Below are 23,906 nucleotides of genomic sequence, written 5' to 3' on the forward strand. Positions count from 1 at the left end.
AAGAATTCATAGCGACACAAACTCGACTAAAAGTATCTTATTTAAGCCATAAAGCATTTTTTTTGATACTTTATGTAAAACATCCTGAAAAAACCAACTATTCCAACTTCCGATACAAGGATCGCAGGCTAATGCCAGCGATCTTGGCAACTTGTTCTTTGTCATCTTGGTAAAACGCCATCAGTTCAGACAGATAACGTTTTTCTGCGGTTTTTAAGTCCAGCCATTCTTTGTCTTCACCAGCATCAATAATGCTTAACGATTGAGAAGCCGATGAAGTATCTATTAGCGGATCAAGTTCACGATCGATCTCCAGACATTCTTGAATAGTGCTTCGTTCAATCAAATTCGTATCAGTTAAGAGTGTTGCGCGATTGAGGATATTACTTAGCTCTCGAATGTTACCGGGGAAATCATATTGCTTTAATACTTGCATCGCCGTGTCGGTAAGATGATATTCCTTTCGTTCACTAATACGTTTTAACAAGGTGTTGGTTAACAAAGCCAAATCATCTTGTCGTGCTCGTAAGGAAGGAACATGAATAGGAAATACATTGATCCGATAATATAAATCTTGGCGGAATTCTCCTACTCTGACCATTTGTGCGAGGTTCTTATGAGTTGCACAAATTAATCGGAAATTCGTATGCTTAACCGTTGAAGAGCCAACGGGGCGAAATGCACCAGTTTCAATCAAACGCAATAACTTAACTTGCATCGACAGAGGAACATCGCCGATTTCATCTAAAAACAGCGTGCCGCCATTGGCTAGCTCAACTAAACCAATTCGGTTACTGTGCGCGCCAGTGAACGAACCTTTGACATGACCAAATAATTCGCTTTCAAACAAAGAATCCGTCAACCCTGCACACTCCAATGTCACCATGGAATTACTCGCCCTATGGCCACCTTGGTGAACCGCATGCGCGACTAGCTCCTTGCCGCTACCAGATTCTCCAAGTAATAAAACAGACGCATCGCTATGACTAACACGAGTAATTTTTTCCAACATCCGATTAAAAGACTTACTTGAACCAACGAGTTTATTACTGCTGTCTTGGGCACTCGCTACCGGCACAGAACGCAATAGCTCAACGAAAAATAGCAATTGTCCTTGATTGTCATGAATGGGCAGCATTTCTACATCGACGTGTTCTTTGCCTCTTGGTGTTTGGTGGATATGCAGCACTCGCTCTTTGCGACCTGATTGCAAAGTGGCCGACAGAGGGCAATCTTCTCCTGCTTCATCACAAGGAACGCTATAACCATGGGAAACTTCAAAGCAGCGTTTGTTTTGCTGTAAAGGAACCTCACCAAACTCTTCTCGATAACACTGGTTAATGGCAAGAATTTGATAATCCGCCGAAACTAAAATTGCAGGGCAGTCATAGCCTTCTAACATGCTGGCGAGCCCATCAAAGGAAGAAGAATCGGATGCGATGATATTCATGAGAACTTGCCACTTTTGTCAAAAACTAACGACAAATATGACAATTGACATTAAATTAGTCAACTCTAATATAATAAATCTTATTTGATTAAAAAATAACTCTATATATTTCATGCAGTTAATTAAATACAAGAACCTTGGCACATTTTCTGCTCTATTAGAATTATTAATACATCGGATGAGCGAATCATTTGATCTTATGGACAATTAGATAACGAGGCGAAGCATGACAAACACAAATGCAAACAAACCTGATGTGGCGGCTTTTTTTGATAAAGACTCCAACACCTTTTCTTATGTCGTTAAGGACCCAGCGTCTTCTAGCTGTGCCATTGTCGATAGCGTATTAGATTTTGACTACGCCTCAGGTGGTACTTCCCATCAAGGTGCTGACGAGATTATTGCGTACGTCACCGCACATAAACTAACCGTAGAATGGTTAATTGAAACCCACGTTCATGCCGATCATCTTTCGGCGGCACCTTACATTCAAAACAAGGTCGGCGGCAAAATTGGGATTGGCGAACACATAACTACCGTTCAAGAAACCTTTGCCAAAGTCTTTAACGAAGGCGCGGACTTCTTACATGACGGCACTCAATTTGATTACTTATTTAAAGACGGCGAGCAATTTAAAATTGGGCAAATGCAATGCACAGCACTCCACACACCGGGTCATACACCTGCTTGCTTCACCCATGTTTTAGGAGATGCCGTATTTGTTGGTGATACCTTGTTTATGCCAGATGCTGGTACTGCCCGTGCAGATTTTCCCGGAGGCGACGCAGGAATATTGTTCGATTCCGTCCAAAGAATCTTAGCGTTACCAGAAGATAATCGCATTTTTATGTGTCATGACTACTGCCCAAATGGCCGTGAGCTGGAATATGAAACCACAGTCAAAGCGCAGCGCGAACTGAATATTCACGTCAAACAAGGCATGAGTAAAGACACCTTTGTTGCATTACGTGAAACACGCGACAAAACATTGGCCATGCCTCGCCTGATTTTGCCATCACTGCAAATCAATATGAGAGCAGGACATATGCCCGAACCGGAAGATAATGGTTTGTCGTATCTGAAAATTCCGTTGAATGCATTTAAGTAAGTCGTAACAAAAACAGTAACTCACTATAAATAACCTATAAATAATAAATAGAGACCTTTTCACGATGTCGCGAGTGCAGTCGTTGTGTAAAGTTCTCAAAATCGAGAGAGCAGCCATGTTACGTAAACAAATAACAGACAACTATTCGGTATCCGAGCAGATCGGCTTAGACGATGTAGACGCTTTAGCAGAATCCGGCATCACGCTTATTATCTGCAACCGACCAGATGGTGAAGAAGAAGGGCAACTACCTTTTGCGGATGTTGCCGCTTATGCCAAAGAAAAAAACATGAATGCTGAACATATCCCGTTTGCTGGCGGACAAATGACCGCATCTGATGTCAGCGCTTTTCAAGCCGCCACAAAGGACGCCGAAAATATTCACGCCTATTGTCGAACAGGCAATCGTTCTAGCCAAATTTGGCAAGCAGCTCAAGAATCATCAACAGCGTCATCCTCTCAGAGCAACGCTGCAACAGCTCAATACGATGTTGTCGTTGTCGGTGCAGGCTCGGCCGGTATTTCTACTGCCGCCAGTTTATTAAAACGCAAACCTAGTTTGAAAATTTGCTTGATTGACCCAGCCGACAGTCATTTTTATCAGCCCGGCTGGACACTTGTTGGCGGAGGTGTTTTTAAAGCAGCCAATACACGTCGTAATATGTCCGACGTTATTCCTGCCCACACTAAATGGCTGAAAGAGTCGGTAAAAACTTTCTTACCGAATGAAAACCAAATCGTGCTCGAAAACGGTCAGAAAATCGCTTATCAATACTTAATTGTGGCGGCTGGCATCAAACTTAACTGGGATGCTATTGAAGGCTTATCAGAGACATTAGGTCGCAATGGTGTGACATCAAATTATCGTTACGACCTAGCACCTTATACATGGGATTTGGTTAAAAACCTAAACGGCGGCAAAGCCATATTCACCCAACCACCTATGCCGATCAAATGTGCTGGCGCGCCACAAAAGGCCATGTATTTATCTTGTGACCATTGGCTGAAAAGCCACAAACAAAAAGACATTAACGTGTCTTTCTACAACGCGGGAGCAGTGTTATTTGGCGTAGCCGAATATGTTCCCGCTTTGGAAAGCTATATTCAAAAATACCAAGTTAACACTCACTTTACTCACAACTTAGTCAAAGTAGACGGTCCGAATAAACGCGCCTATTTCGCCACCGAAAACAAAGATGGCGAGAAAACTATTGTCGAAGCTGAATTCGATATGCTGCATGTTTGCCCACCACAAACCGCACCAGATTTTATTCGAAACAGCCCATTAGTAGATGATGCAGGCTGGGTCGATGTAGATAAAGAAACCTTACAACACACCAAGTTCAATAACATTTGGTCGTTGGGTGATGTCAGCAATACACCAAATGCAAAAACCATGGCGGCAGCGCGTAAACAAGCACCAATCGTTGCACAAAATATTGCCGATGCTATCGACGGGAAGGCGATAAGAGCCATCTACGATGGCTATGGCTCCTGTCCGCTTACCGTTGAACGCGGCAAGATTGTCTTGGCAGAATTTGGTTACGGCGGAAAGCTGCTGCCAACTTTTCCTAAATGGCTTAACGATGGTGCTAAACCTACTTATCTAGCTTGGATACTAAAAGAAGACTTACTGCCTCCGTTCTACTGGCACGGCATGCTGAAAGGCTATGAATGGTTCGTTAAACCGACAATGCGTAAGTAACGAGAACTCCAAAATGAACTTTGAGCGTTTCATTCCCGCCCTGTCTTGGCTAAAGACCTATAACCGTGGCCAGTTTAGCCAAGACGCCACCGCGGCCTTTATCGTCACTATGCTGCTGATCCCTCAGTCACTGGCCTACGCCATGCTGGCCGGGGTGCCGCCTGAAGTTGGCTTATATTCCAGTATATTGCCTTTGGTTTTGTATGCCTTATTTGGCACCAGCACATCACTGTCGGTTGGCCCGGTTGCCGTGGCGTCGCTCATGACAGCGACATCACTGGCGATCATTGCCGAACAAGGCACTGCCAGTTACCTTACTGGCGCGATTACGCTCGCGCTATTATCTGGCGCCATATTGGTCATCATGGGCGTAATGAAACTCGGCATGATTACTAACTTGCTTTCTCACTCAGTGATTTCTGGGTTTATTTCCGCTTCAGGCATCATCATTGCGCTAAGCCAGTTGAAACATATTCTGGGCATCCAAGCCCATGGTGACAATGTCGTTACGCAATTACTTTCTATGCTGGAAAACATCGAGCAATTTAAGCCCATCACCTTTGTGATTGGCGTTTCTGTGATCGCATTTTTGCTGCTGGCTCGTCGTCACGCGAAACGTTTTTTGATCATAATAAAAATTCCCGAAGCATCCGCCGCGTCGTTGGCGAAAACCGCGCCAATTCTTGGCGTGCTTTCTAGTCTTGCGATTGTCTATTGCTATGATCTGCAATCTCATGGTGTAGCGATAACAGGACATATTCCAGCAGGGTTGCCGGGGTTAATGCTCACCTTGCCTTCTCTGGAATTAATCAAGGAACTTGCTCTGCCTGCCTTGATGATTTCGATCATTGGCTATGTAGAGTCCATTTCGGTTGGCAAAACTTTAGGCGCTAAAAGGCGTGAAAAAGTCAAACCCAACCAAGAACTCATCGGTTTAGGTGCAGCAAATATCGCATCAGGGGTATCTGGTGGCTTTCCAGTGACAGGCGGGTTCTCTCGATCGGTAGTGAACTTTGATGCCGGCGCAGTGACTCAGCTTGCTAGCATTATGACCGCTCTCGGTATTATGATTGCGTCTTTGTTATTAACGCCCATGTTGTACTTTTTACCCAAAGCCACACTGGCAGCGACGATCATAGTGGCCGTCACCACCTTGATCGATTTTTCTATTTTGAAAAAGACTTGGCAGTTTTCCCGCAGTGATTTCTATGCTGTGCTGGCAACTATTGTGATTACTTTATTACTGGGGGTAGAAGTGGGCGTAGCTTCTGGCGTAGCTTTGTCTATTGCTTTGCATTTGTATCGCACGTCCAAACCACACGTGGCTGAAGTTGGCTTAATTAAGGGGACTGAGCACTTTCGAAACGTAAGGCGCTACGAGGTAGACACCTCGCCTCAACTGCTTTGCTTACGACCAGACGAAAGCCTATTCTTTGCCAACGCAACCTACTTAGAAGATCACATCATAGACACGATTAATCTACGCAAAGAGATCAAACATGTGGTAATTCAATGTAGCGCGGTAAATGAAATTGATTTCAGCGCCTTAGAAATGCTCGAAGCCCTGAATCTACAACTAAAAAGCCTGAACATTAAACTCTCACTTTCAGAGGTAAAAGGCCCAGTAATGGATCACCTAGAGTGCAGCGGATTCCTGCAACACCTCAATGGCAAAGTGTATTTATCCCAATTCCAAGCGTTTAAAGATATTACCCATAGCTAGAATGTGCGCAAATAAATTTTGGGACACTTTTTAAGCATCATCCGCTTTTTATCGTCGTAAATAGGCAGGATCCCTTGTTTCAACAAGGGACCCTGCATTATTCTAATTTTCCATGTCGGAATGCCTGTGCGCTGTACCTTATTTATCTATCTGCTTAAAGCAATCAGGCTTAGCAAATTTATGCGTATCCCTCTTTCCCTAACCAATCACATAAAAACGAGTAGTTAAATGGAACTAAACAACTTAAGCCACAATGATTTTTTAACCTCCCAGCGAAACATAGTAGGCGAAAAAAACGTTATTACTGATGAAAAAAAAGCGGCAGGTTATTCAAAAGGGTTTCGATTTGGGAGCGGAAAAGTCTTAGCCGTTATCATTCCTAACAGTCTCATTGAGTTATGGAGAGTTGCCAAAAGTTGTGTTGAAGCCGATATAATAATGATAATGCAGGCCGCTAATACGGGGTTAACTGGCGGGTCTACCCCACATGGCGAGTATGATCGACATGTCGTCATTATTAGCACCACCAAACTGCAATCGATCCAACTGTTGGATGAAGGCAAACAGGTGGTTTCTTTCCCCGGTAGCCGCCTCTATGAATTAGAAAAAGCGCTGGAAGTCTATGACCGCGAACCCCATTCAGTGATTGGTTCATCTTGCATAGGCGCTTCCATTGTTGGAGGCGTTTGTAATAACTCCGGTGGCGCATTGATTCAGCGTGGCCCGGCTTATACTGAAATGGCGTTGTATGCGCGCATTGATGAAAACCAGCAGTTAACCCTGATTAACCATCTTGGTATCCATTTAGGAGAAGACCCTGAAGAGATACTCAATACCTTAGAAAAACAGATTTACATAAACAAGGACATAGAATACCCAGAACGGGCGGCCAGCGATAATGAATACCAAGAACGCGTACGTGATGTGGATGCTGACACGCCTTCTCGTTTTAACAATGATAGCCGACGTTTGTATGAAACGTCTGGATGCGCAGGCAAGCTGATTGTATTTGCCGTTCGTTTAGACACCTTCCCAAAGGTAAAACAAGATCGAGTATTCTATATAGGCTCGAATGACACCAGCACCTTAACAAGGTTAAGACGTGATATTTTAAGTGACTTCAAGAATCTTCCTGTGGCGGGAGAGTACGTACATCGTAGCTATTTTGATGTGTGTGATAAATACGGAAAGGATTCCTTTATTGTCATACAAAAAACAGGCAGTGAAAACATGCCGAAGCTATTCGCCCTGAAGAACAAGGTGGATCGTATCTTCAATAAACTCCCCTTCCTTCCTAAAAATCTTTCAGACAAAATGCTGCAGACCATCGCCCATTTATTTCCAGATCATATTCCGAAGAAAATACGACAGTATCGTGATCAATACGAACACCACTTAATGCTGCATATGTCTGACGATGGCATCAATGAAGCGAAGAATTACCTAAGTGAGTTTTTTGCAAACAATGAAGGCGAGTATTTCGAGTGCACGGATGATGAAGGCAAGCGTGCTTTCTTAAACCGCTTTGTCGCCGGTGGCGCCGCAAAACGTTATCACACATTGAACCCACAATTCGGTAATTTGCTGTCTCTTGATATCGCCTTACGCCGTAATGAAACAGAATGGTTTGAGACGCTCCCCCCTGAAATAGATAACTTGATCATCGAAAAATTGTATACCGGACACTTTATGTGCCACGTCATGCATCAAGACTATTTTCTAAAACCAGGAGTGGATGAAAACGCAGTAAAAGAACAGCTATTGGCCTTTTTGGATCAAAAAGGCGCGGAGTATCCAGCTGAACACAATGTTGGTCAGCTTTACAAAGCAAAAGAACCGCTCAAAAAGTTTTATAAAGAGAATGATCCTACCAACACATTAAACCCTGGGATTGGTAAAACACAAAGAGGGAAATACTGGAAAGATTAAGCCAATAAATCAAGCAAGAGTAATACTATTACTCAGATTAAGTATCAGAGCGTAGAAATACATAAATAAAATCCAATGGCGACAAACCATTGGATTTTATGTAATCGATAAAGCACTAAATTAGCACTTTATTCAGCTTATTTTTGCGTGTAACGATAAAGAGTTTTGTAGTCGCTATCGTCTTGCAAACAATAAAAATCGGTATTTTTTGCTCCCAAAATTTGGCAACTAAAGTCGATACTTTCCTGTTTTTCCCATTCACTGTCACAGCTACTGCGGAATCGATTGTCAGAGCTAGTCTCCGTTATAAATCCCATAAAATGGGACCATTTGAAACTACTTTCGAAGACATTACAGCGGTTAGATTCATCTGTATCAACAAAGGTGCCGGTGCCATCTTCATTAAAGTTTTCAATTCCGGTATCAATCCAGTTACATTGCTCATCTAAGTATTCTACGTTGAAGCTGTTCAGCAAGTCTTTACGCTTAATATTTTTGATTTTAGCTAAGTCTTGAAAATACATAGACCAGTTACTTTCATAGCCTTTTCCGTTAAATCCTTCTTGAACATTTAAAGTAAATGGCACACCTCTCAACGCCGCAGAAACAGTGTATAAGTCTGTGCAATCGTTCCCCATATTGGCACTGTATTGTCCAAAATTCATCACTAAATCACTTAGCTTAGTACTGTCCATAGCGACGGCAACCATGCCATTTTGAACCACCTCTTCCGTTGTTAACTGCTCAGCAATTTTCTGACTTTTCTCTCCGCTGTAAGCAACTAAATGCTTCCCCTTAATCGCTACGAATGCATCAATAGGCAAGCCGCTGTCTGCCAGATTTACCGCACGTCCGTCAGTCGGAATCTGAATGCCTCGGAGCATCGGCAAATATTGTCCGGCCAACGCAGCCAACACCTCTGGCTTCTCACTGGTAAGAGTCGCAATGGCATCGTATTTTAAACCTATTTGGCTGTTCTCATCTTTTTCGATATCAAAGATACCGACACTTACGCCAGAGAAACCTTGAGCCATGCTGGTAAATACAGAAAGTGCAGCAGGGTTCTGTTCACGCAACTTTTCTTGTGCCCTTAGCATTGATTTACAACTAAAGTCAGCTGTGGTGAATTGGCGCCACAAGCTCGTCAGAACTGGCGAAACAGCATCTGATGCTACACCAATACCCAAGCCTAACGTCAAATCATTATCGGTATTCAAATAGCTCGGAATAAAGCCACGCAATTTATTTAACTCACCAAGAATATTGGCATTTTTAATTTCTAATGCGTAAGAAAAACCCATCGCCATATCATCGCCTTGAATGTCGTAGCTATTAATGCCAAAGACCACACGCGGGACACCAGACACGATATTGACGATGTCGTCCTTACATTGCATTTGCGCGTTACTCAATTCAGGTAAGTCATCACCCACCAATGCTTTTACTTGCTGATGAGCACGAGAGTCTTTATCTAAGATCGCATTCGCAATATTCTGTAAATTTATATAACCATGGGAAGCGGCTAAGAAATTATAAGCCTCGCCATCCTTCTTCCAACTATCAGCCATTATAGACTGCGTAGGTTTGGCTAAGGCGAAGCGTTGCTCTTGCGCTGTCTTGTCTTCTTTTTGCGATATAACCGCCGCAGTAAGCACTTTATCCTTGATAATAAAGCCCAGCTTAAGTACGACATCATCTTTGTTTACCAACTCAACTGTCGTTAACGTCTGACCACCAATCGTCTCAGCACCAAGGGTGACATCCGTTTCTTGTGCTGCTTGCTTTATCAGCGCCAAAAATGCCGCTTCATTTTCTAAAGCTATGCGCGTAACAGGAAAAACCCCATCTAGATAAATAACACGCGCGCCTTCAACATCAAGACCGTAATGTTGGTATATCTCCATACCACCATTAGAGGCAACGTCGTAATAGTCTTTCACCAACCAATTAACAAAGTCCAACCCCTTGCTGGGAGGCAAAGATTCGAGCAACTTCATAAAAGCATCGGCATCGCCATTGCCTTTAAATTGCGCCATCATCTCATCAGAGCTGGTAACAAGTTTCTTATTTGAGACTCCGCCAAGAAAAAGCGCCGTATCAGCAGGGACATATTCAATCATGCTGTCGATCGAATTGTTTTTTTTGAACCAGCCAAAAACATCCAAGTTAAAGCCGAATGCGGCAACGGAAGACAAACAAACCACAACGGCAGCCGCTTTAAATATTTTTACCTTCATTATGAATCCTTCAAAATGAGCACTTATTAAAGTGCATTAAATGATATTGAAAATCCTGTATTAAAAACGGCCAAATTTTAGCGTTAAACAAGACGAAGAGCCATGACAGATGTTAACAACTGTTTAAAGGATATTTATGACGTAAACAGACAAACCCCTAAGTCATCCGCACCCTACAATTTATGACCTTTAACTCAACTTACAATCTGGAGCTACTATGTCTGACTTTATCACCGTCATGCGTGAAACCTGCCCTACCCCTGTGGTAAACGCAACAAAATGGACTCGTATTGGTGGCGATCCGCATACAGTAAACCTAAACGCTTACCTTTCAGCAGACGGCAGCAAAATCATGGGAACTTGGATCTGTACCCCTGGCAAGTTTGAAGTGAACTACGACAAATGGGAATTCTGTCATTTCCTAGAAGGCTACTGCATCATCACCCCAGAAGGCGAAGAGCCAAAGCACCTAAAAGCAGGTGATGTATTTGTTATCGAGCCAGGTATGAAAGGTACTTGGGAAGTAGTAGAAACCGTTCGTAAATACTTCGTATTCGCTTAAATAGCACGTCAAAGTAGTCGGTAACAAACGTATCTCAATAAATGCCAGCAAATAGTCGTTTCTGTCTGCTGGCATTTTTTACTAACGGCCACGATCCAGACCATTTAACTGACGAATAATATCCACAAACAAATCACGACCGATGGGAATTAAGCCATCGGGAAAATCGTAATCAGGATTATGTAATTGCGGGCTTGCTTGCCCTGCTCCTAACACAAACATCGCGCCTTCTTTTGCCGTAGCGGTAAACTGGCCAAAGTCCTCCGACCAACGCATTGGTTCATCTAATAATACAAAAGGTGTTTGAGTATTATCACAAGCACAGACGACCAAATCACAGCCTTGTTGAGAGTTCACGCTAGCCTGAAACACATCATCGTATTCAAACGAAATACTTAGATTTTCACTCTTTGCCACAGCTTGAGAAAACCGTTCGGCTTCCTCTACCAGAGTTTGCATACCTTCATTACTTTCACTGCGCAACGTCACCATAACCACGGCATCGCCTGGCGCCGTACCAAAGGCAATTTCGCCTAATTTTGCGTGGATAACCGTTACCCAATTTCGCCCTGTGGCCACTTGTTGCGGAATCTTTGCTGGCAGAGAGTTTAGTTCTTGGATAATTTTGCACATGGCATTGGCAGGACTGACGCCATTTTCAGGATGTGCCGCGTGGGAGGTTTTGCCTTTTAAATGGATAATCATCCCCCGAGACGCACAATTAAACGTGCCCGCTCGCACTGCCACCTTGCCTAACTCTAAGCCAGGGTAATTGTGCAATGCAAAAGCATAATCCGGAATGAGAGCCGCAAAACGCGCATCGTTTACGACTTGAATCGCCCCCATACCAGTTTCTTCTGCCGGTTGAAAACACAGCACGACACGCCCCTTCTTAGGACGATGTTTCGCCAATTCTGCACCCAGTGCCGTTACGATACTCATGTGACCATCGTGACCGCATTTATGAGAAACGCCTTTCACCTGTGAGCGATGTGCAAAGCTATTGGTTTCTTCAATCGGTAAGGCATCCAACTCACTACGAATCAAGGTCGTTGGCCCACTTTCAGCGCCATTGAATACAAACGCCAGACCCGTTCCGCCAAGATCGGTAATAACTTCATCCGCAGAGAAAGCCTGAAACTCTTCGAGAATTCGAGCCGCCGTCGCTTGCTCTTGATTAGACAACTCAGGATTCTGATGAAGGGCTTTACGTAACGCGATTAACTCATCAAAAGTTTGCATAATTGGTCCCGTGGCTTAGATATAGATATTTCGCTGAGAAGCAGACTTAGAGACAGTTTCAGCTAAAAAAGATCACCAATCAACTCCAACGCCGCCTCAATTTCTGATTCCTCATAAAACCCACGCTGAAGCTCACGCGTAGAGCAATTGATTCATACTTGGATCGACTCTAACTCTTCTATTCTTGCTGCTCGGATAGTGAGATTCATAGAATAATTTCCGTGTTAACTGCTAGCTAACTCAAAAGCTCCAAACAATATTTGCGCTATATTTCTATCATACAGAATAGCTCTGGTAAAAATATTCCCTCACACATAGATGCGGGGCAAGATTAAACCAAGCGTTGTTTGGAGTAAATTTTCAGGCAATAAAAAAACGAGCCGCTGCTCGCTTTTTCGATTCCAACAATGAGAAAGCTAAGTGCTAACCCAAGGCTCTGGAATGATGCTCTAAGTGCTCATCAATAAAACTGGCAATGAAAAAGTAGCTGTGATCATAGCCCGGCTGACGACGCAGTGTGATTGGGTGACCCACTTTTTCACAAGCGGCTTCTAAGGCTTCAGGCTTAAGCTGTTCAACCAAGAAGTTGTCGGCTTCGCCTTGATCAATCAATAGAGGTAAGCGTTCACTCGCTCTCTCAATCAATAATGTCGCATCCCATTCACGCCAAGTCGCTTTATCCTCACCCAAGTAACCCGTAAACGCTTTTTCGCCCCAAGGACAATCCGTTGGATGAACGATTGGCGCAAAAGCCGACACAGACTGATAATGGCCTGGATTTTTCAACGCACAAATCAACGCCCCATGCCCCCCCATAGAATGGCCAGAGATAGAACGTTTGTCCGTCACCGGAAAATTGGCTTCCACCAAATGCGGCAACTCTTGCACCACGTAATCGTACATGTGGTACGTGTTCGAATACGGTGCCACCGTCGCATTAAGGTAAAACCCTGCGGCGGAACCAAAGTCATAACTCTCGTGCTCACCAGGATAATCGGTTCCACGGGGACTGGTGTCTGGACAGACAATCGCCAATCCTAGCTCTGCAGCTTTACGAAAGGCACCCGCTTTTTGGGTGAAGTTCTCATCGGTACACGTCAAACCTGATAGCCAATACAAAACTGGGACATTTTGCGTTTCCGCTTGTGGCGGTAGATAAATGGCAAAGGTCATTTCACCTTTTACCGACAAGCTTTCATGCTTATAACGCTTCAGCCAACCGCCAAAGCTTTTGGTACTGGATAGCAATTCCATATTCTTCTCCTTAACGTTAGCCATTTGCTTGCTACACAGCAAAATAGCAAATGGCTAACGGGATGAGTTCGACTGATCTTAGCGATTATTTTTGATCAAAAAGGATGACAGTACGAATACTCTCGCCTTTGTGCATCAAGTCAAACGCTTCGTTGATCTGTTCAAGTGGCATAGTGTGTGTCACAAACGGATCAATTTCGATCTTGCCGTTCATGTAATCTTCTACGTAGCCTGGTAATTGACTGCGACCTTTTACACCACCAAACGCTGAACCTTTCCAGACTCGCCCCGTGACTAATTGGAACGGACGGGTAGAGATTTCTTGTCCAGCACCCGCCACACCAATGATAATAGACTCGCCCCAACCTTTATGGCAGCACTCAAGCGCAGAACGCATGACTTGTACGTTGCCGATACACTCAAACGAGTAATCCACACCGCCGTCTGTCATTTCCACGATGACTTCTTGGATAGACTTGTCGAAGTTTTTTGGATTAACGCAATCGGTCGCACCAAATTGTTTCGCCATTTCGAACTTAGATTCGTTGATATCGATAGCAATAATGCGAGAAGCCCCCGCCATACGAGCACCTTGGATACATGACAGACCAATGCCGCCAAGACCGAAGATAGCAACGGTATCGCCTTTTTCCACTTTCGCGGTGTTAAGAACGGCACCGATACCCGTGGTGATACCGCAACCTAGCAAGCAAACTTTTTCTAATGGCGCATCAACGTGGATTTTTGCCAAAGAAATTTCAGGAACCACACTGTACTCAGAGAATGTCGAGGTCCCCATGTAATGGAAAATAGGTTCGCCATTGATGCTGAAACGGCTCGTGCCATCTGGCATAAGGCCTTTACCTTGTGTTTCACGAACCGCTTGGCAAAGGTTGGTTTTGCCAGACTGACAGAATTTACATTCGCCACATTCTGCTGTGTACAGTGGAATAACGTGATCGCCCACTTTTAGAGTTGTCACGCCTGCGCCAACGGCTTCAACAACCCCCGCGCCTTCATGGCCTAAGATCGCTGGAAAAATACCTTCTGGATCTTCACCAGACAAAGTAAACGCATCAGTGTGACAGACACCCGTTGCGACCATGCGAACTAATACTTCGCCCGCTTGCGGGTCCTGTACATCCACTTCTTCAATTTTTAACGGTTGGCCTGGTCCCCAAGCAACAGCGGCTTTACATTTCATTGCGTACTCCCAAATTGGTTTGAATTCGACACTCTCTAAATCAAGTAAGAGGAGTGTAGTCGTAAATCATTGAGACGATAATGCTCATATTGGCAAATTATTATTGTCATATGGCAATAATAATTTCAAAATACCGTCAAATAGTTATAATATAACACTCTATCAGGGTCAATTTAGGGCACCATAATGAAAAATTGGGAAGCAATGGAAGCCTTTGTGGAGGTGGTTCGACAAGGCAGTTTTTCGGCTGCGGCAATCAAGTTAAGTGTCTCGGCTTCTCATATCAGTCGTTTAGTAACGCAACTGGAATCTGAGCTTGGCAGTACTCTCTTGTTCCGCACCACCAGACGCATTCGCTTAAGTGAAGCGGGTGAACTGTATTATCAGCATTGTCGTGGTTTGCCAGCGGCTCTAAGCAGTGCTGAAGAAGTCATTTCGTCACTGAATCAAGCCCCCATTGGGGCCTTTAAAATGACCTGTGCGACCACCTTTGGTGAGCGATACATCGCACCGGTCATGAACGACTTTTTAACCACTCACCCTAAAATCGAACTGGACCTACACCTTACTAATCGTGCTGTGGATCTGATCGAAGAAAATTACGACTTAGCGATTCGTATGGGCGCGATGAAGGACTCCAGTCTGTTGTCTCGACGTCTCTGTGATCGCAAAGAATTCCTCTGCGCTTCAAGAGAATACATTGATCAATTCGGTATGCCGCACACCTTGTCTGAACTCAGCAAACATAAGTGTTTGATTGGATCAAAAAGTCATTGGCTATTCCAACAAAATGGCCAACGCAAAGAAGTCAAAGTCAGTAGTCAATGGCGTAGTAATTCAGGTTTAGCTTTATTGGATGCAGTCAAAAAAGGCTTAGGAATCGCCCAGTTACCCGATTATTACGTACAAGAAGAATTCGACTCTGGTCGCCTCGTGCCATTATTATCGCAATATCAGTACCCTTACAGCGGCGTTTGGCTGGTATATCCGAAAGTTCACCACCCTTCTCCAAAGCTAAAAGCCATTTGCGATTATCTAATTGACTGTTTTCAAGATAACGCCCCATTTCAACCAACACAGGCCTATGATTAAATAGCCGCTCCATTGTCTGGGAATACGTTATGTTTGCACAAGAAGATCTAATCCAAGTGGCTCGCCAAACCATGCCGTTTGGCAAATATCAGGGGCGTACGCTGATTGACTTACCCGAAGCCTATCTGTTGTGGTTTGCTCATGAAGGCTGGCCAAATGGCAATTTAGGAAAGTGGTTACAGCTGGTATTGGAGATCAAAATTAACGGGTTAGAAAAGTTGGTTGATCCTTTGCGTAAACCGACCGAGAAAAAGCCCGACGAACCTAAAGTTCGCATTCGCTTTGATGATTAATCAGTTATAGAAAACATAGTGGGGTAAACATAAAACAATACGCCATTTTCTTGTTTGTCTAAGACAAAACCCACACGCTCTGCGACTTTGATAGACGCAATATTATCAGGCTTAACCTGCGCCACTAACGGTTCATCAAGACAACGCACCAAGTTGGCCAGCATTTGATACGCTATGCCTTTTCCTCGTGCTTCTGGTGCGACGGTCCAAGATAGCTCCCACGCGTTTTCTAATCTGTCTGCTCGACACGTTGCAACTGCTATACCATCAACTTCGGCGATCCATAACAGCCGCTGATCCGATTTGAGCGAGTTACTCAACCATTTAATATGAGCTTCTAAACTAATGATATCTTGATTATGAGACGCTTCACGAGTAACTGTATCATTACGCCATGCAAGCAAACATTCGGCATCTGTTATTTGTACGGGACGTAAAAGAAACGGAATCGCCATACTGCTTTTGCTTCCTATCCTGATCCTATGAGAGTCTCAGTATACACGTTTGCCCTATTTCACCAGAACAATAAATTAAGGTATAAAACTTGCTTGATTTTATCCTTCTCTCTACCAGCATTACCTAAGGAAAACACATTAAATGGACATTAGAATAGACGATTTATCTGGCCCAGAAGTTAAACAAATACTCACTGAACACCTTGAAGACATGTTTGCAACCTCACCACCTGAATGCGTTTTCGCATTAGATTTAGAAGGGTTAAGAAAACCAAACATTACCTTCTGGACAATTTGGGAAGACAAGCAGCTACTTGGTTGTGGCGCACTGAAAACACTAGACGAGGCGCATGGTGAAATCAAATCCATGCGTACCACCAGCGCGGCACGCAACAAAGGCGTTGCTTCTACCCTACTTCGTCATATTCTCGATACTGCAAAACAAAAAGGGCTCAATAAAATCAGCCTAGAAACTGGGTCACAAGACTTCTTTGCGCCAGCAAGAAAACTTTACGCCAAGCATGACTTTACTGAATGTGGGCCATTCTCGGACTACAAACTTGACCCTTACAGTATATTTATGAGCAGAGGCCTTTAATTTCCTTACAGTCCGCCTCATTTAATTTGCCATCTGTACATTACGGCGACTTATTAACAGAGTTAAACTTTATCGATCCGTTGCAAAAACCAAAGGGCACAGGTATGAAAACGATCGGCATTATTGGTGGTATGAGCTGGGAATCATCCGCACTGTATTACAAAAACGTCAACGAGCTAATCAGACAAAAGCTAGGCGGGCTGCATTCAGCTAAAATCATCTTATCCAGTATCAACTTTGCCGAAATTGAACGATTACAACATCAAGGCGACTGGCTGCAGCTAGGAGAGATTCTTGCCACTGAAGCCAAGCGTTTAGAACATGCTAAGGCAGACTTCATTCTTATCGCAACAAACACCATGCACAAGGTGGCGAGTGTAGTTCAAAATGCGGTAAAAATTCCTCTACTGCATATTGCCGATGCAACAGCCGAAGAACTCATTAAACAAAAGCACCAAAAAATTGGCTTTATCGGAACTCGTTATTCAATGGAGGAAGACTTTTATATTAAGCGATTAGAAGAGCAATATGGTTTAGAGGTAATCACGCCATCGAAGCAAGACAGGGACGACATACACAGAATTATTTACAAAGAGTTATGCCTTGGGAAAATTCTTCCTGAATCAAGACAGGTCTATATTGATATTGTAAATCGTTTACAAGCCAGCGGGGCACAAGCGGTTATCGAAGGTTGCACGGAAATCACTTTATTATTAAAGCAAGAACACGTCACTGTGCCTTTGTTTGACACCACATACATTCATGCTAAAGCCGCTGTGGATAAGGCATTAAAATAAATAATTAAGCATAAAAAAAGCCAGCGCGAACGCTGGCCCGGGTTTTCTATATTTGGAAAGGGAACAACCAAATAAAGAAACTACAGCCCACCATGAGTTAACTTGGCAGGATCGAGTAAGGAGAGCAATTCGTCTCGGCTTAACTCTGTTTCTTCTTTTGCAACATCCACCACTGGCCGCCCCTCTTTATAGGCTTTTTTCGCGATTTCCGCTGCTTTTCCATAACCTATAATTGGGTTTAGCGCAGTCACCAAAATAGGATTACGATGCAATGCTTCATTCAATTTATCTTCATTGACCGTTAGCGTGGCGATGGCGTTATCTGCCAATAGCTGCCCGCTGTTTGCCAATAGTTTGATGCTGTTTAATAAGTTCTTAGCAATCATTGGCAGCATGACATTCAGTTCAAAGTTCCCTGACTGCCCTCCAATGGTAATCGCGGCATCGTTACCAATAACTTGTGCGGCAACCATGGCCGTGGCTTCTGGAATCACTGGGTTCACTTTACCCGGCATGATAGACGAGCCTGGCTGCAAAGCTTGTAGAGAAATTTCACCCAGACCAGCCAATGGGCCAGAGTTCATCCAACGAAGATCGTTGGCAATTTTCATATAGGTCACGGCAACTGCTTTTAACTGACCAGATAAAGCAACAGCGGTATCCTGAGAACCAATCAAAGCAAAGAAATTCTTTCCCTTGCTGAAAGTAACATTGGTTAGATTAGACAACTCTTTGGCAAATAGTTCAGCAAATTCTGGGTGCGCATTAATACCAGTACCAACAGCTGTTCCACCTTGGGCAAGCTGAGTAGTTTTGCTTTCAAGGTAAGTAAGGTTATCAATATTGTCTTGCAGTTGTGCAGCCCAAGCATGAAAAGTCTGATCTAATCGAACTGGCATGGCATCCATTAAATGTGTTCGACCTGTTTTAGTATATCCCGCAAGTGCAGTGCCTTTTTCAACTATGGTGTCTTTTAGATGAACCAATGCAGGTAAAAGGTGACCTGTCAATTCTAACGTGGCACTGACATGAATAGCACTCGGAATAACGTCATTACTACTTTGACCATAGTTCACATGATCGTTCGGATTAACCACTGAACCATTTGCTTCAGAACAATAGTACGCGTTCGCTAATGTGGCAATCACTTCATTAGCATTCATATTCGAGCTAGTGCCTGAACCTGTTTGGAAAACATCCACAGGAAAATGCTGCATCAGGTCATCGGCTGCTAACAGTTCTTCGCACGCATTTTGAATCGCCTTAGACATCTCAGGCGTTAAGCATTCAAGGGATTCATTGGCGCGTGCAGCTGCGGCTTTTATTAGAATAAGAGAGCGAATAAAAGCTTCCGGAAGTGGCTCATCGCTAATTGGAAAGTTGTTAATGGCTCTTTGTGTTTGAGCACCATAAAGTGCATTTTCAGGAACGTCTAACTCACCCATGCTGTCTTTTTCAATACGCATTTTCATTAGTAAATGATGTCCTTATTGTTCGAAGGAAGAAATAAAGTAATGGCTCAAAATCCGTAAATTATGCTCCATTTTGAAATAGTTCTTGGCATCTTGATAAGTAACAATTAGATGCTTTAGATTCGACAAGGGTAAATACACCTTGTCTAAACAAGTCTGACGCCAATGCGGTGCAACACTGGTATCACAAACTGTATCAAGCAAAACATTGAACACTCTTTGATGCAGCAATGTTGCATCGGTAATGTTCAGTCGTTCAGCATACTCTTCTGTTAAGTTCAAATAATGATAGAGCACTTCCGGGGAATCTGCACACTGCCCGCCCTGAATGGTCTGCTCAAGCACTGAAAATGGTACTAAATAATGACTCATCGCTTCGCCCTCTGAAAACACACAACACGACATAAATGATAACTATTATCAATAATGTGCATGAAGGCGAGATCTGTCAAGCAGTTGATAACGATTCTTATTAAATTTTAATATTTTCTGCGCTTAATTGATCAAAATCAACCAATGGCTGATCCTAAACAAAAGACCAGAAACACAAAAGCCCCTGCTATGTTATTCATAACAGGGGCTTTGTAAAAAACCAGTACCTAGAGAGCTTCGCTCTTAATGATGATGACCACCAACACCGTGAGCATGACCATGAGAGATTTCATCATTCGTTGCTTCACGCGTGTCGATGATTTGAATATTAAAAGTCAGATCTTTACCAGACAATGGGTGATTCAAATCAACAGTAGCGTGTTTCAAACCTGCTTTTACCACAGTAACCTGACGCATACCTTTATCGGTTTGCACCATAGCAACCATGCCTGCTTTCCAGCGTTTTGCACCTTGTAAGTGTTTTACTGGCACTTGTTGCTGACGATCTTCATGACGCTCTCCATATGCATCCGCGCAAGCAACAGTCACCTCAAATTCGTCACCAACTTCTTTTCCTTCCATGGCTTTTTCAAGTCCTGGAATAACATTGCCATGACCATGTAAATACGCCGCTGGATCTTTACCCGTAGAAGTTTCGATCAACTCTTCGCCATGACGCAAAGTATAGTGAAATTGAACGACTTGATTGTCTGCAATCGACATGCTGTTTCCTCATTTATAATTCAATAATTAAGCGTTAGAGCTTATTGTAGCTGGATAGTATCGGGGCATTATAGAGGCTATGTCGAAACATACCTAGACCCACTTTTCTAAAAAAGAGAAAGCTCTAAGGAGTCTTCTTTAATAATAATATCTTTCACTAAAGAGGCTGCTGTCTTTTCGAACGGGGAATGATCCAGTACATATACTGGATGTTTATCGAAATACTGTACCAAGGCCTTTTCAAAGTCATCATGCAAAGACCCCAAAGTAGATCGCAGTATTTTATCGTTGAAGCTTGAACCTTCCACCTCAATTTTAGTTATTTTTGGCGCCACCAAATATAGACGGTCTTCTTCAATTCGCACACCAGACTCAAAAGAAGGGTTAACTTTCGTTGTAAGTGAAAACTGCTGACCAAATGCCGTCAAAGTACCCGTCATTTTACTAATCAAATCAACCAACACTAAACCGCCGTCGCGTACGGTAAAATCAATATGAGCAGATGTCACCACGAGATCCAAATTAAGCGTATTTTTATCTACAGTCAGCTGTATTTGATTCTGTTGCGGCTGAGACAAGTGTTTAGCCACTTCTTTATTTACATCATCTTCACTCACACGAAAACTGTTACACCCTGCCAAAAGTACAGAGATGGACACTAATAAAAGTGCTGAAAGAACACGAATATAGCTAATCATTGAGCTCTCCTTTCATGATGCTCAAGTCACGCCTTTCATACCAAAATCGCATAAAATCTTCTGTTACTTTTTGCTCTATTTCCACTGCTTCATCAGTTGGGCAAAACAGTGAAACTGTAAAAACATTATACCCTTCTGCTGTGGTAGTGATTCGAACCCGCGGCTCTGGACCTGATATTTTAATATCCAAGCGCTTTTCTATAAGGCTGTTATAGCGAATCGCTACATCGTGAAAATGCTCACTGTATTCTCGAATATTATTCAAAATATGTTCTTTTATAGAAAAAAGGTTCACATCATCAGTGCCACGAGAAATAGAGAAAGTGTGCGTCACATAGCGGCGCATGTAATTCAGATTTTGTACAGTGTGCAGTAGCAAAACGCTATTAGGAACCACTGTAGTACGGCCAGTATATGTGTAACTTCCACCTTTTAGATCGACCTCAAACAAAGTCGTTGAGAGCCAATCACTGTCAGTAACTTCCCCTTCATAATTGGCAATACGTATCCAGTCTCCAACTTGATACGGTCTGGTACTAGCACGATAAAAAGCCCCGACTATACAAGCAATAAACTCTTTTGTAGCGATAACTAAAGCCACCATAAAAGCAGCAATCGAAATCGCGATATTCTGGAGTTCCGATGACCAAACGAGAACCAGACCGACAACTAAAAGTAAATTGAATATATTGTCGACAGCATTAATTCTTTGACGCTTTTTATCGTGTTCAATCTTTTGGTTAAGCCGAATAGCACGCTTAGTGTAACGTCGAACAATGTAAGACAATAAAATCCAAGCGACTGTTAAAACAATCTCAACATGATCCATCAGAATGGAAAAGTCCAATTGGGAAAAATCAACAGGCATAAAAGTGTTTCCTTTATTAAGCCCGTTACTTTAACAATCATTATTAGGATCAACAAACAAAAGCACTAGACAAGAGGAGAAAAATAACTGTATATTTATACAGTATTATTTTCACGAGGTGGATTATGCCTGTAATTATTAAATATGTTGTAGAACGCGATGGAATTGAAAAAATGACGTTTACTTCAAAAGCGGAAGCCGATGCGTACGACAAATTGTTGGATACTGCCGAAGCGCTGTATGAGGTTTTAGATCAAAGTGATCTAGCTGGAGACCATAGCCAGAAAGAAGCGCTCTCCATGTACCTTGCACAGAACAAAGAGTCTATTTTAGAAATTTTTAGCAATAAAAAGAAACAGTCTCAGAAAACTAAAAAGTCGAATAAAGCATCCGATTCACAACTTGATCTAGCAGAAACAGAACAACCAAAAAAAGCGCTTGAGGATCTAGTAATAGAACCTGACGAAGATGCTGTATATGGTGACGAAGAAGAAAGTACCCTCGTATTTGATGAGGAGTTAGCTGACTACCGTGAAAATGATGCCGCATAATGTGGCATCAAAAAAACAAATTTCCTATAAAACATGTATAAAAATCAGAAAAGACAATACATTCAATCAAAATAACAAAATATAGGAATAATCAACGCAAAAAACACCAAAAAAATACACTACATAAATACAGAAAAGCATTATTTTCTATCTATAAAACCCCCATATGAGTGTTCACATTTAATGACACTTAGCAAATAATAAGCAAACAATCGTTTAATACTTTGCAGACGGGAATAAAATAGATGCAACTAGCTTTTATATTATTGGTGATAACCACCTTCACTATGTGTTCTATGTACTACGTATTTACCCATAGAGGAAACATACGTTATACAAGCTGGTCAGAGTATTTCCGTAAAGGTTGGCCAATTTTTGCGCCGCTCAACTGCCTACTCTATTTGTTTTCAAATAGAAAAGTCCGTCAGCCTATTATTAATACTCTCCAATACAAAGAACTAGATGAACTAAGAAAGAACTGGAAAATTATAAGAGATGAAGCGCTGGCCCTACAGCGCCAAGGAGAATTAGAAAGCATCAATAAACCAGGCTCAGATGCTTACTATGATGTGGGGTTCCGCACTTTTCACAAATATGGCTGGAGAAAATTTTACCTTAAGTGGTATGGATATACCCACACATCAGCTCAAAAACTATGCCCTCAGACAACCAAAATACTAAGCAAAATAAAAAACATTAACGGCGCTATGTTTGCTTACATGCCAGAAAACTCTGAACTGACTCGCCATCTAGATCCGGTAGCATGCTCTTTACGCTATCACCTAGGGCTAGAAACGCCTAACTCAAATGACTGCTTCATCAATGTTGATGGTCAACAATATGCTTGGCAGGATGGTAAAGACTTATTGTTCGATGAAACCTACTTACACTTTGTCAAAAATAATACAGACCAAAGTCGACTAATCCTTATGTGTGATTTTGATCGCCCCGTTAATCCTCTCGGGAAGGCGATTAACTTCTGTTATAAAATATTAATGAGAGCCTCTATTGTCCCCAATACAAGTGAAGATAAAAGTGGGTTAGCCAATAAAGTTTTCAAGACCGTTACGCCATTATTACAACAAAGCAAAGAGCTCAAAAAAACGAACCGAAAAGCGTATAAGTGCTTAAAATATACAATAAATACGCTGCTACTTTTAGCTATCGTTGCGCTAGTAGCTGGCTTTATTCAAATGACATCTTGGCTAATTTTATAGAACAAACAAACGTTACCCTTTTCGTCCTAACTGTAATACTTGTGTATAAGGGTGAAATCTATAAAGAGCTTGCGTCACTATTACCTTCTTTTATTTCCAGCAATTTTGTACTGCGTTCTACAGTAACCACGAGAAATATCAGGGCTGCGCAGTGCCAAATGCTTACTTGTGCGACCCGATACTCTCGCCCGCCAGTTTTTGAAGGCTTTGGATTTAAGATTACTGCGCATTAGCAAAATAACATCAGGCTCAGAAAGCCCGTAAAGTGTTTTAATCGCTTCAAATGGTGTACGATCTTCCCAAGCCATTTCGATGATTCGTGACGTTTCTGGAGTCAAAGTTTTTCCTTAAGTAAT

At 42.7% G+C, this 23,906-nt stretch carries 23 protein-coding genes; 11 read left to right on the top strand and 12 right to left on the bottom strand.

The genetic code is table 11. The annotated features are described in order from the left end of the window. Positions 1 to 97: 97 nt before the first annotated feature. Positions 98 to 1,450 carry a sigma-54 interaction domain-containing protein gene (locus DFP80_RS16175; RefSeq protein WP_113917845.1) on the bottom strand — a complete coding sequence of 451 codons (1,353 nt, stop codon included), beginning with the start codon at positions 1,448 to 1,450 and terminating at the stop codon, positions 98 to 100. Between the two features lie 226 nt (positions 1,451 to 1,676). On the opposite strand from DFP80_RS16175, the gene DFP80_RS16180 reads away from it, so the two are divergent. The 4 genes from DFP80_RS16180 to dld all read left to right on the top strand — a co-directional run bounded on the left by DFP80_RS16180 (position 1,677) and on the right by dld (position 7,915). Further along, positions 1,677 to 2,558, top strand: coding sequence for an MBL fold metallo-hydrolase (locus DFP80_RS16180; protein WP_113917846.1), 882 nt, complete (start codon positions 1,677 to 1,679; stop codon positions 2,556 to 2,558). Between the two features lie 115 nt (positions 2,559 to 2,673). Next, a complete protein-coding gene (locus DFP80_RS16185; RefSeq protein WP_113917889.1) occupies positions 2,674 to 4,263 on the top strand; it encodes a bifunctional protein tyrosine phosphatase family protein/NAD(P)/FAD-dependent oxidoreductase in 1,590 nt (529 codons plus the stop codon). Between the two features lie 13 nt (positions 4,264 to 4,276). Continuing rightward, positions 4,277 to 5,986 (top strand): SulP family inorganic anion transporter, encoded by a 1,710-nt coding sequence (locus DFP80_RS16190; protein WP_113917847.1) that lies wholly within the window; start codon positions 4,277 to 4,279, stop codon positions 5,984 to 5,986. 228 nt (positions 5,987 to 6,214) lie between these two features. After that, the gene (gene dld, locus DFP80_RS16195) at positions 6,215 to 7,915 is read left to right on the top strand and encodes a D-lactate dehydrogenase (protein ID WP_113917848.1); all 1,701 of its coding nucleotides are present in this window, start codon (positions 6,215 to 6,217) and stop codon (positions 7,913 to 7,915) included. Positions 7,916 to 8,052: 137 nt separating this feature from the next. Here the strand turns inward: dld and DFP80_RS16200 are convergent, their stop codons facing one another. Then, entirely contained in the window at positions 8,053 to 10,152 is a 2,100-nt protein-coding gene (locus DFP80_RS16200; RefSeq protein WP_113917849.1) for a hypothetical protein, read from the bottom strand. Positions 10,153 to 10,369: 217 nt separating this feature from the next. Between DFP80_RS16200 and DFP80_RS16205 the strand changes: the two genes are divergently transcribed. Beyond that, positions 10,370 to 10,714, top strand: coding sequence for a cupin domain-containing protein (locus DFP80_RS16205; protein WP_110575810.1), 345 nt, complete (start codon positions 10,370 to 10,372; stop codon positions 10,712 to 10,714). Positions 10,715 to 10,795: 81 nt separating this feature from the next. Here DFP80_RS16205 and DFP80_RS16210 read toward each other — a convergent pair whose 3' ends face one another. The 3 genes from DFP80_RS16210 to DFP80_RS16220 all read right to left on the bottom strand — a co-directional run bounded on the left by DFP80_RS16210 (position 10,796) and on the right by DFP80_RS16220 (position 14,414). Beyond that, positions 10,796 to 11,956, bottom strand: a complete 1,161-nt coding sequence (locus DFP80_RS16210; RefSeq protein ID WP_113917850.1) for an amidohydrolase — start codon at positions 11,954 to 11,956, stop codon at positions 10,796 to 10,798. 423 nt (positions 11,957 to 12,379) lie between these two features. Beyond that, positions 12,380 to 13,210: an S-formylglutathione hydrolase gene (gene fghA / locus DFP80_RS16215; RefSeq protein ID WP_113917851.1), complete on the bottom strand. Its 831-nt coding sequence runs from the start codon at positions 13,208 to 13,210 to the stop codon at positions 12,380 to 12,382. Positions 13,211 to 13,295: 85 nt separating this feature from the next. Further along, positions 13,296 to 14,414, bottom strand: coding sequence for an S-(hydroxymethyl)glutathione dehydrogenase/class III alcohol dehydrogenase (locus DFP80_RS16220; RefSeq protein WP_113917852.1), 1,119 nt, complete (start codon positions 14,412 to 14,414; stop codon positions 13,296 to 13,298). Between the two features lie 186 nt (positions 14,415 to 14,600). Between DFP80_RS16220 and DFP80_RS16225 the strand changes: the two genes are divergently transcribed. Beyond that, the gene (locus DFP80_RS16225) at positions 14,601 to 15,506 is read left to right on the top strand and encodes a LysR family transcriptional regulator (RefSeq protein WP_113917853.1); all 906 of its coding nucleotides are present in this window, start codon (positions 14,601 to 14,603) and stop codon (positions 15,504 to 15,506) included. Between the two features lie 29 nt (positions 15,507 to 15,535). Further along, positions 15,536 to 15,799: a DUF3820 family protein gene (locus DFP80_RS16230; protein WP_113917854.1), complete on the top strand. Its 264-nt coding sequence runs from the start codon at positions 15,536 to 15,538 to the stop codon at positions 15,797 to 15,799. Here DFP80_RS16230 and DFP80_RS16235 read toward each other — a convergent pair. Further along, on the bottom strand, positions 15,796 to 16,254 hold the full coding sequence (locus DFP80_RS16235) for a GNAT family N-acetyltransferase (RefSeq protein WP_113917855.1): 459 nt from the start codon (positions 16,252 to 16,254) through the stop codon (positions 15,796 to 15,798). The genes DFP80_RS16230 and DFP80_RS16235 overlap by 4 nt on opposite strands. Before the next feature lie 142 nt (positions 16,255 to 16,396). Between DFP80_RS16235 and DFP80_RS16240 the strand changes: the two genes are divergently transcribed. Continuing rightward, on the top strand, positions 16,397 to 16,852 hold the full coding sequence (locus DFP80_RS16240) for a GNAT family N-acetyltransferase (RefSeq protein WP_113917856.1): 456 nt from the start codon (positions 16,397 to 16,399) through the stop codon (positions 16,850 to 16,852). Between the two features lie 104 nt (positions 16,853 to 16,956). Then, positions 16,957 to 17,649, top strand: a complete 693-nt coding sequence (locus DFP80_RS16245; RefSeq protein ID WP_113917857.1) for an aspartate/glutamate racemase family protein — start codon at positions 16,957 to 16,959, stop codon at positions 17,647 to 17,649. Positions 17,650 to 17,729: 80 nt separating this feature from the next. Here DFP80_RS16245 and DFP80_RS16250 read toward each other — a convergent pair whose 3' ends face one another. The 5 genes from DFP80_RS16250 to DFP80_RS16270 all read right to left on the bottom strand — a co-directional run bounded on the left by DFP80_RS16250 (position 17,730) and on the right by DFP80_RS16270 (position 21,782). Continuing rightward, entirely contained in the window at positions 17,730 to 19,121 is a 1,392-nt protein-coding gene (locus tag DFP80_RS16250) for a class II fumarate hydratase (protein ID WP_113917858.1), read from the bottom strand. A 15-nt stretch (positions 19,122 to 19,136) separates the two neighbouring features. Next, a complete protein-coding gene (locus tag DFP80_RS16255; protein ID WP_113917859.1) occupies positions 19,137 to 19,493 on the bottom strand; it encodes a hypothetical protein in 357 nt (118 codons plus the stop codon). A 243-nt stretch (positions 19,494 to 19,736) separates the two neighbouring features. Beyond that, positions 19,737 to 20,216 carry an FKBP-type peptidyl-prolyl cis-trans isomerase gene (locus tag DFP80_RS16260; RefSeq protein WP_113917860.1) on the bottom strand — a complete coding sequence of 160 codons (480 nt, stop codon included), beginning with the start codon at positions 20,214 to 20,216 and terminating at the stop codon, positions 19,737 to 19,739. A 107-nt stretch (positions 20,217 to 20,323) separates the two neighbouring features. Then, positions 20,324 to 20,914 (bottom strand): DUF1439 domain-containing protein, encoded by a 591-nt coding sequence (locus DFP80_RS16265; protein WP_113917861.1) that lies wholly within the window; start codon positions 20,912 to 20,914, stop codon positions 20,324 to 20,326. Further along, positions 20,907 to 21,782 carry a mechanosensitive ion channel family protein gene (locus DFP80_RS16270; protein ID WP_113917862.1) on the bottom strand — a complete coding sequence of 292 codons (876 nt, stop codon included), beginning with the start codon at positions 21,780 to 21,782 and terminating at the stop codon, positions 20,907 to 20,909. The genes DFP80_RS16265 and DFP80_RS16270 overlap by 8 nt, the downstream gene beginning before the upstream one ends. A 125-nt stretch (positions 21,783 to 21,907) precedes the next feature. Between DFP80_RS16270 and DFP80_RS16275 the strand changes: the two genes are divergently transcribed. Beyond that, entirely contained in the window at positions 21,908 to 22,333 is a 426-nt protein-coding gene (locus DFP80_RS16275; protein WP_113917863.1) for a YebG family protein, read from the top strand. A gap of 401 nt (positions 22,334 to 22,734) precedes the next feature. Beyond that, entirely contained in the window at positions 22,735 to 23,550 is an 816-nt protein-coding gene (locus DFP80_RS16280) for an aspartyl/asparaginyl beta-hydroxylase domain-containing protein (RefSeq protein ID WP_158601368.1), read from the top strand. Between the two features lie 80 nt (positions 23,551 to 23,630). Here DFP80_RS16280 and DFP80_RS16285 read toward each other — a convergent pair whose 3' ends face one another. Next, entirely contained in the window at positions 23,631 to 23,888 is a 258-nt protein-coding gene (locus tag DFP80_RS16285) for a TIGR03643 family protein (protein ID WP_175020621.1), read from the bottom strand. Positions 23,889 to 23,906: the final 18 nt, after the last annotated feature.

Source organism: Marinomonas rhizomae (assembly GCF_003315485.1).
GTDB classification, from domain to species: Bacteria; Pseudomonadota; Gammaproteobacteria; order Pseudomonadales; family Marinomonadaceae; genus Marinomonas; species Marinomonas rhizomae.

What these genes read in the sequence shown, in the direction of transcription:
- DFP80_RS16175 (WP_113917845.1), bottom strand. Translation starts at nt 1,450, where the DNA reads ATGAATATCATCGCATCCGATTCTTCTTCCTTTGATGGGCTCGCCAGC.
- DFP80_RS16180 (WP_113917846.1), top strand. Translation starts at nt 1,677, where the DNA reads ATGACAAACACAAATGCAAACAAACCTGATGTGGCGGCTTTTTTTGAT.
- DFP80_RS16185 (WP_113917889.1), top strand. Translation starts at nt 2,674, where the DNA reads ATGTTACGTAAACAAATAACAGACAACTATTCGGTATCCGAGCAGATC.
- DFP80_RS16190 (WP_113917847.1), top strand. Translation starts at nt 4,277, where the DNA reads ATGAACTTTGAGCGTTTCATTCCCGCCCTGTCTTGGCTAAAGACCTAT.
- dld (WP_113917848.1), top strand. Translation starts at nt 6,215, where the DNA reads ATGGAACTAAACAACTTAAGCCACAATGATTTTTTAACCTCCCAGCGA.
- DFP80_RS16200 (WP_113917849.1), bottom strand. Translation starts at nt 10,152, where the DNA reads ATGAAGGTAAAAATATTTAAAGCGGCTGCCGTTGTGGTTTGTTTGTCT.
- DFP80_RS16205 (WP_110575810.1), top strand. Translation starts at nt 10,370, where the DNA reads ATGTCTGACTTTATCACCGTCATGCGTGAAACCTGCCCTACCCCTGTG.
- DFP80_RS16210 (WP_113917850.1), bottom strand. Translation starts at nt 11,956, where the DNA reads ATGCAAACTTTTGATGAGTTAATCGCGTTACGTAAAGCCCTTCATCAG.
- fghA (WP_113917851.1), bottom strand. Translation starts at nt 13,210, where the DNA reads ATGGAATTGCTATCCAGTACCAAAAGCTTTGGCGGTTGGCTGAAGCGT.
- DFP80_RS16220 (WP_113917852.1), bottom strand. Translation starts at nt 14,414, where the DNA reads ATGAAATGTAAAGCCGCTGTTGCTTGGGGACCAGGCCAACCGTTAAAA.
- DFP80_RS16225 (WP_113917853.1), top strand. Translation starts at nt 14,601, where the DNA reads ATGAAAAATTGGGAAGCAATGGAAGCCTTTGTGGAGGTGGTTCGACAA.
- DFP80_RS16230 (WP_113917854.1), top strand. Translation starts at nt 15,536, where the DNA reads ATGTTTGCACAAGAAGATCTAATCCAAGTGGCTCGCCAAACCATGCCG.
- DFP80_RS16235 (WP_113917855.1), bottom strand. Translation starts at nt 16,254, where the DNA reads ATGGCGATTCCGTTTCTTTTACGTCCCGTACAAATAACAGATGCCGAA.
- DFP80_RS16240 (WP_113917856.1), top strand. Translation starts at nt 16,397, where the DNA reads ATGGACATTAGAATAGACGATTTATCTGGCCCAGAAGTTAAACAAATA.
- DFP80_RS16245 (WP_113917857.1), top strand. Translation starts at nt 16,957, where the DNA reads ATGAAAACGATCGGCATTATTGGTGGTATGAGCTGGGAATCATCCGCA.
- DFP80_RS16250 (WP_113917858.1), bottom strand. Translation starts at nt 19,121, where the DNA reads ATGAAAATGCGTATTGAAAAAGACAGCATGGGTGAGTTAGACGTTCCT.
- DFP80_RS16255 (WP_113917859.1), bottom strand. Translation starts at nt 19,493, where the DNA reads ATGAGTCATTATTTAGTACCATTTTCAGTGCTTGAGCAGACCATTCAG.
- DFP80_RS16260 (WP_113917860.1), bottom strand. Translation starts at nt 20,216, where the DNA reads ATGTCGATTGCAGACAATCAAGTCGTTCAATTTCACTATACTTTGCGT.
- DFP80_RS16265 (WP_113917861.1), bottom strand. Translation starts at nt 20,914, where the DNA reads ATGATTAGCTATATTCGTGTTCTTTCAGCACTTTTATTAGTGTCCATC.
- DFP80_RS16270 (WP_113917862.1), bottom strand. Translation starts at nt 21,782, where the DNA reads ATGCCTGTTGATTTTTCCCAATTGGACTTTTCCATTCTGATGGATCAT.
- DFP80_RS16275 (WP_113917863.1), top strand. Translation starts at nt 21,908, where the DNA reads ATGCCTGTAATTATTAAATATGTTGTAGAACGCGATGGAATTGAAAAA.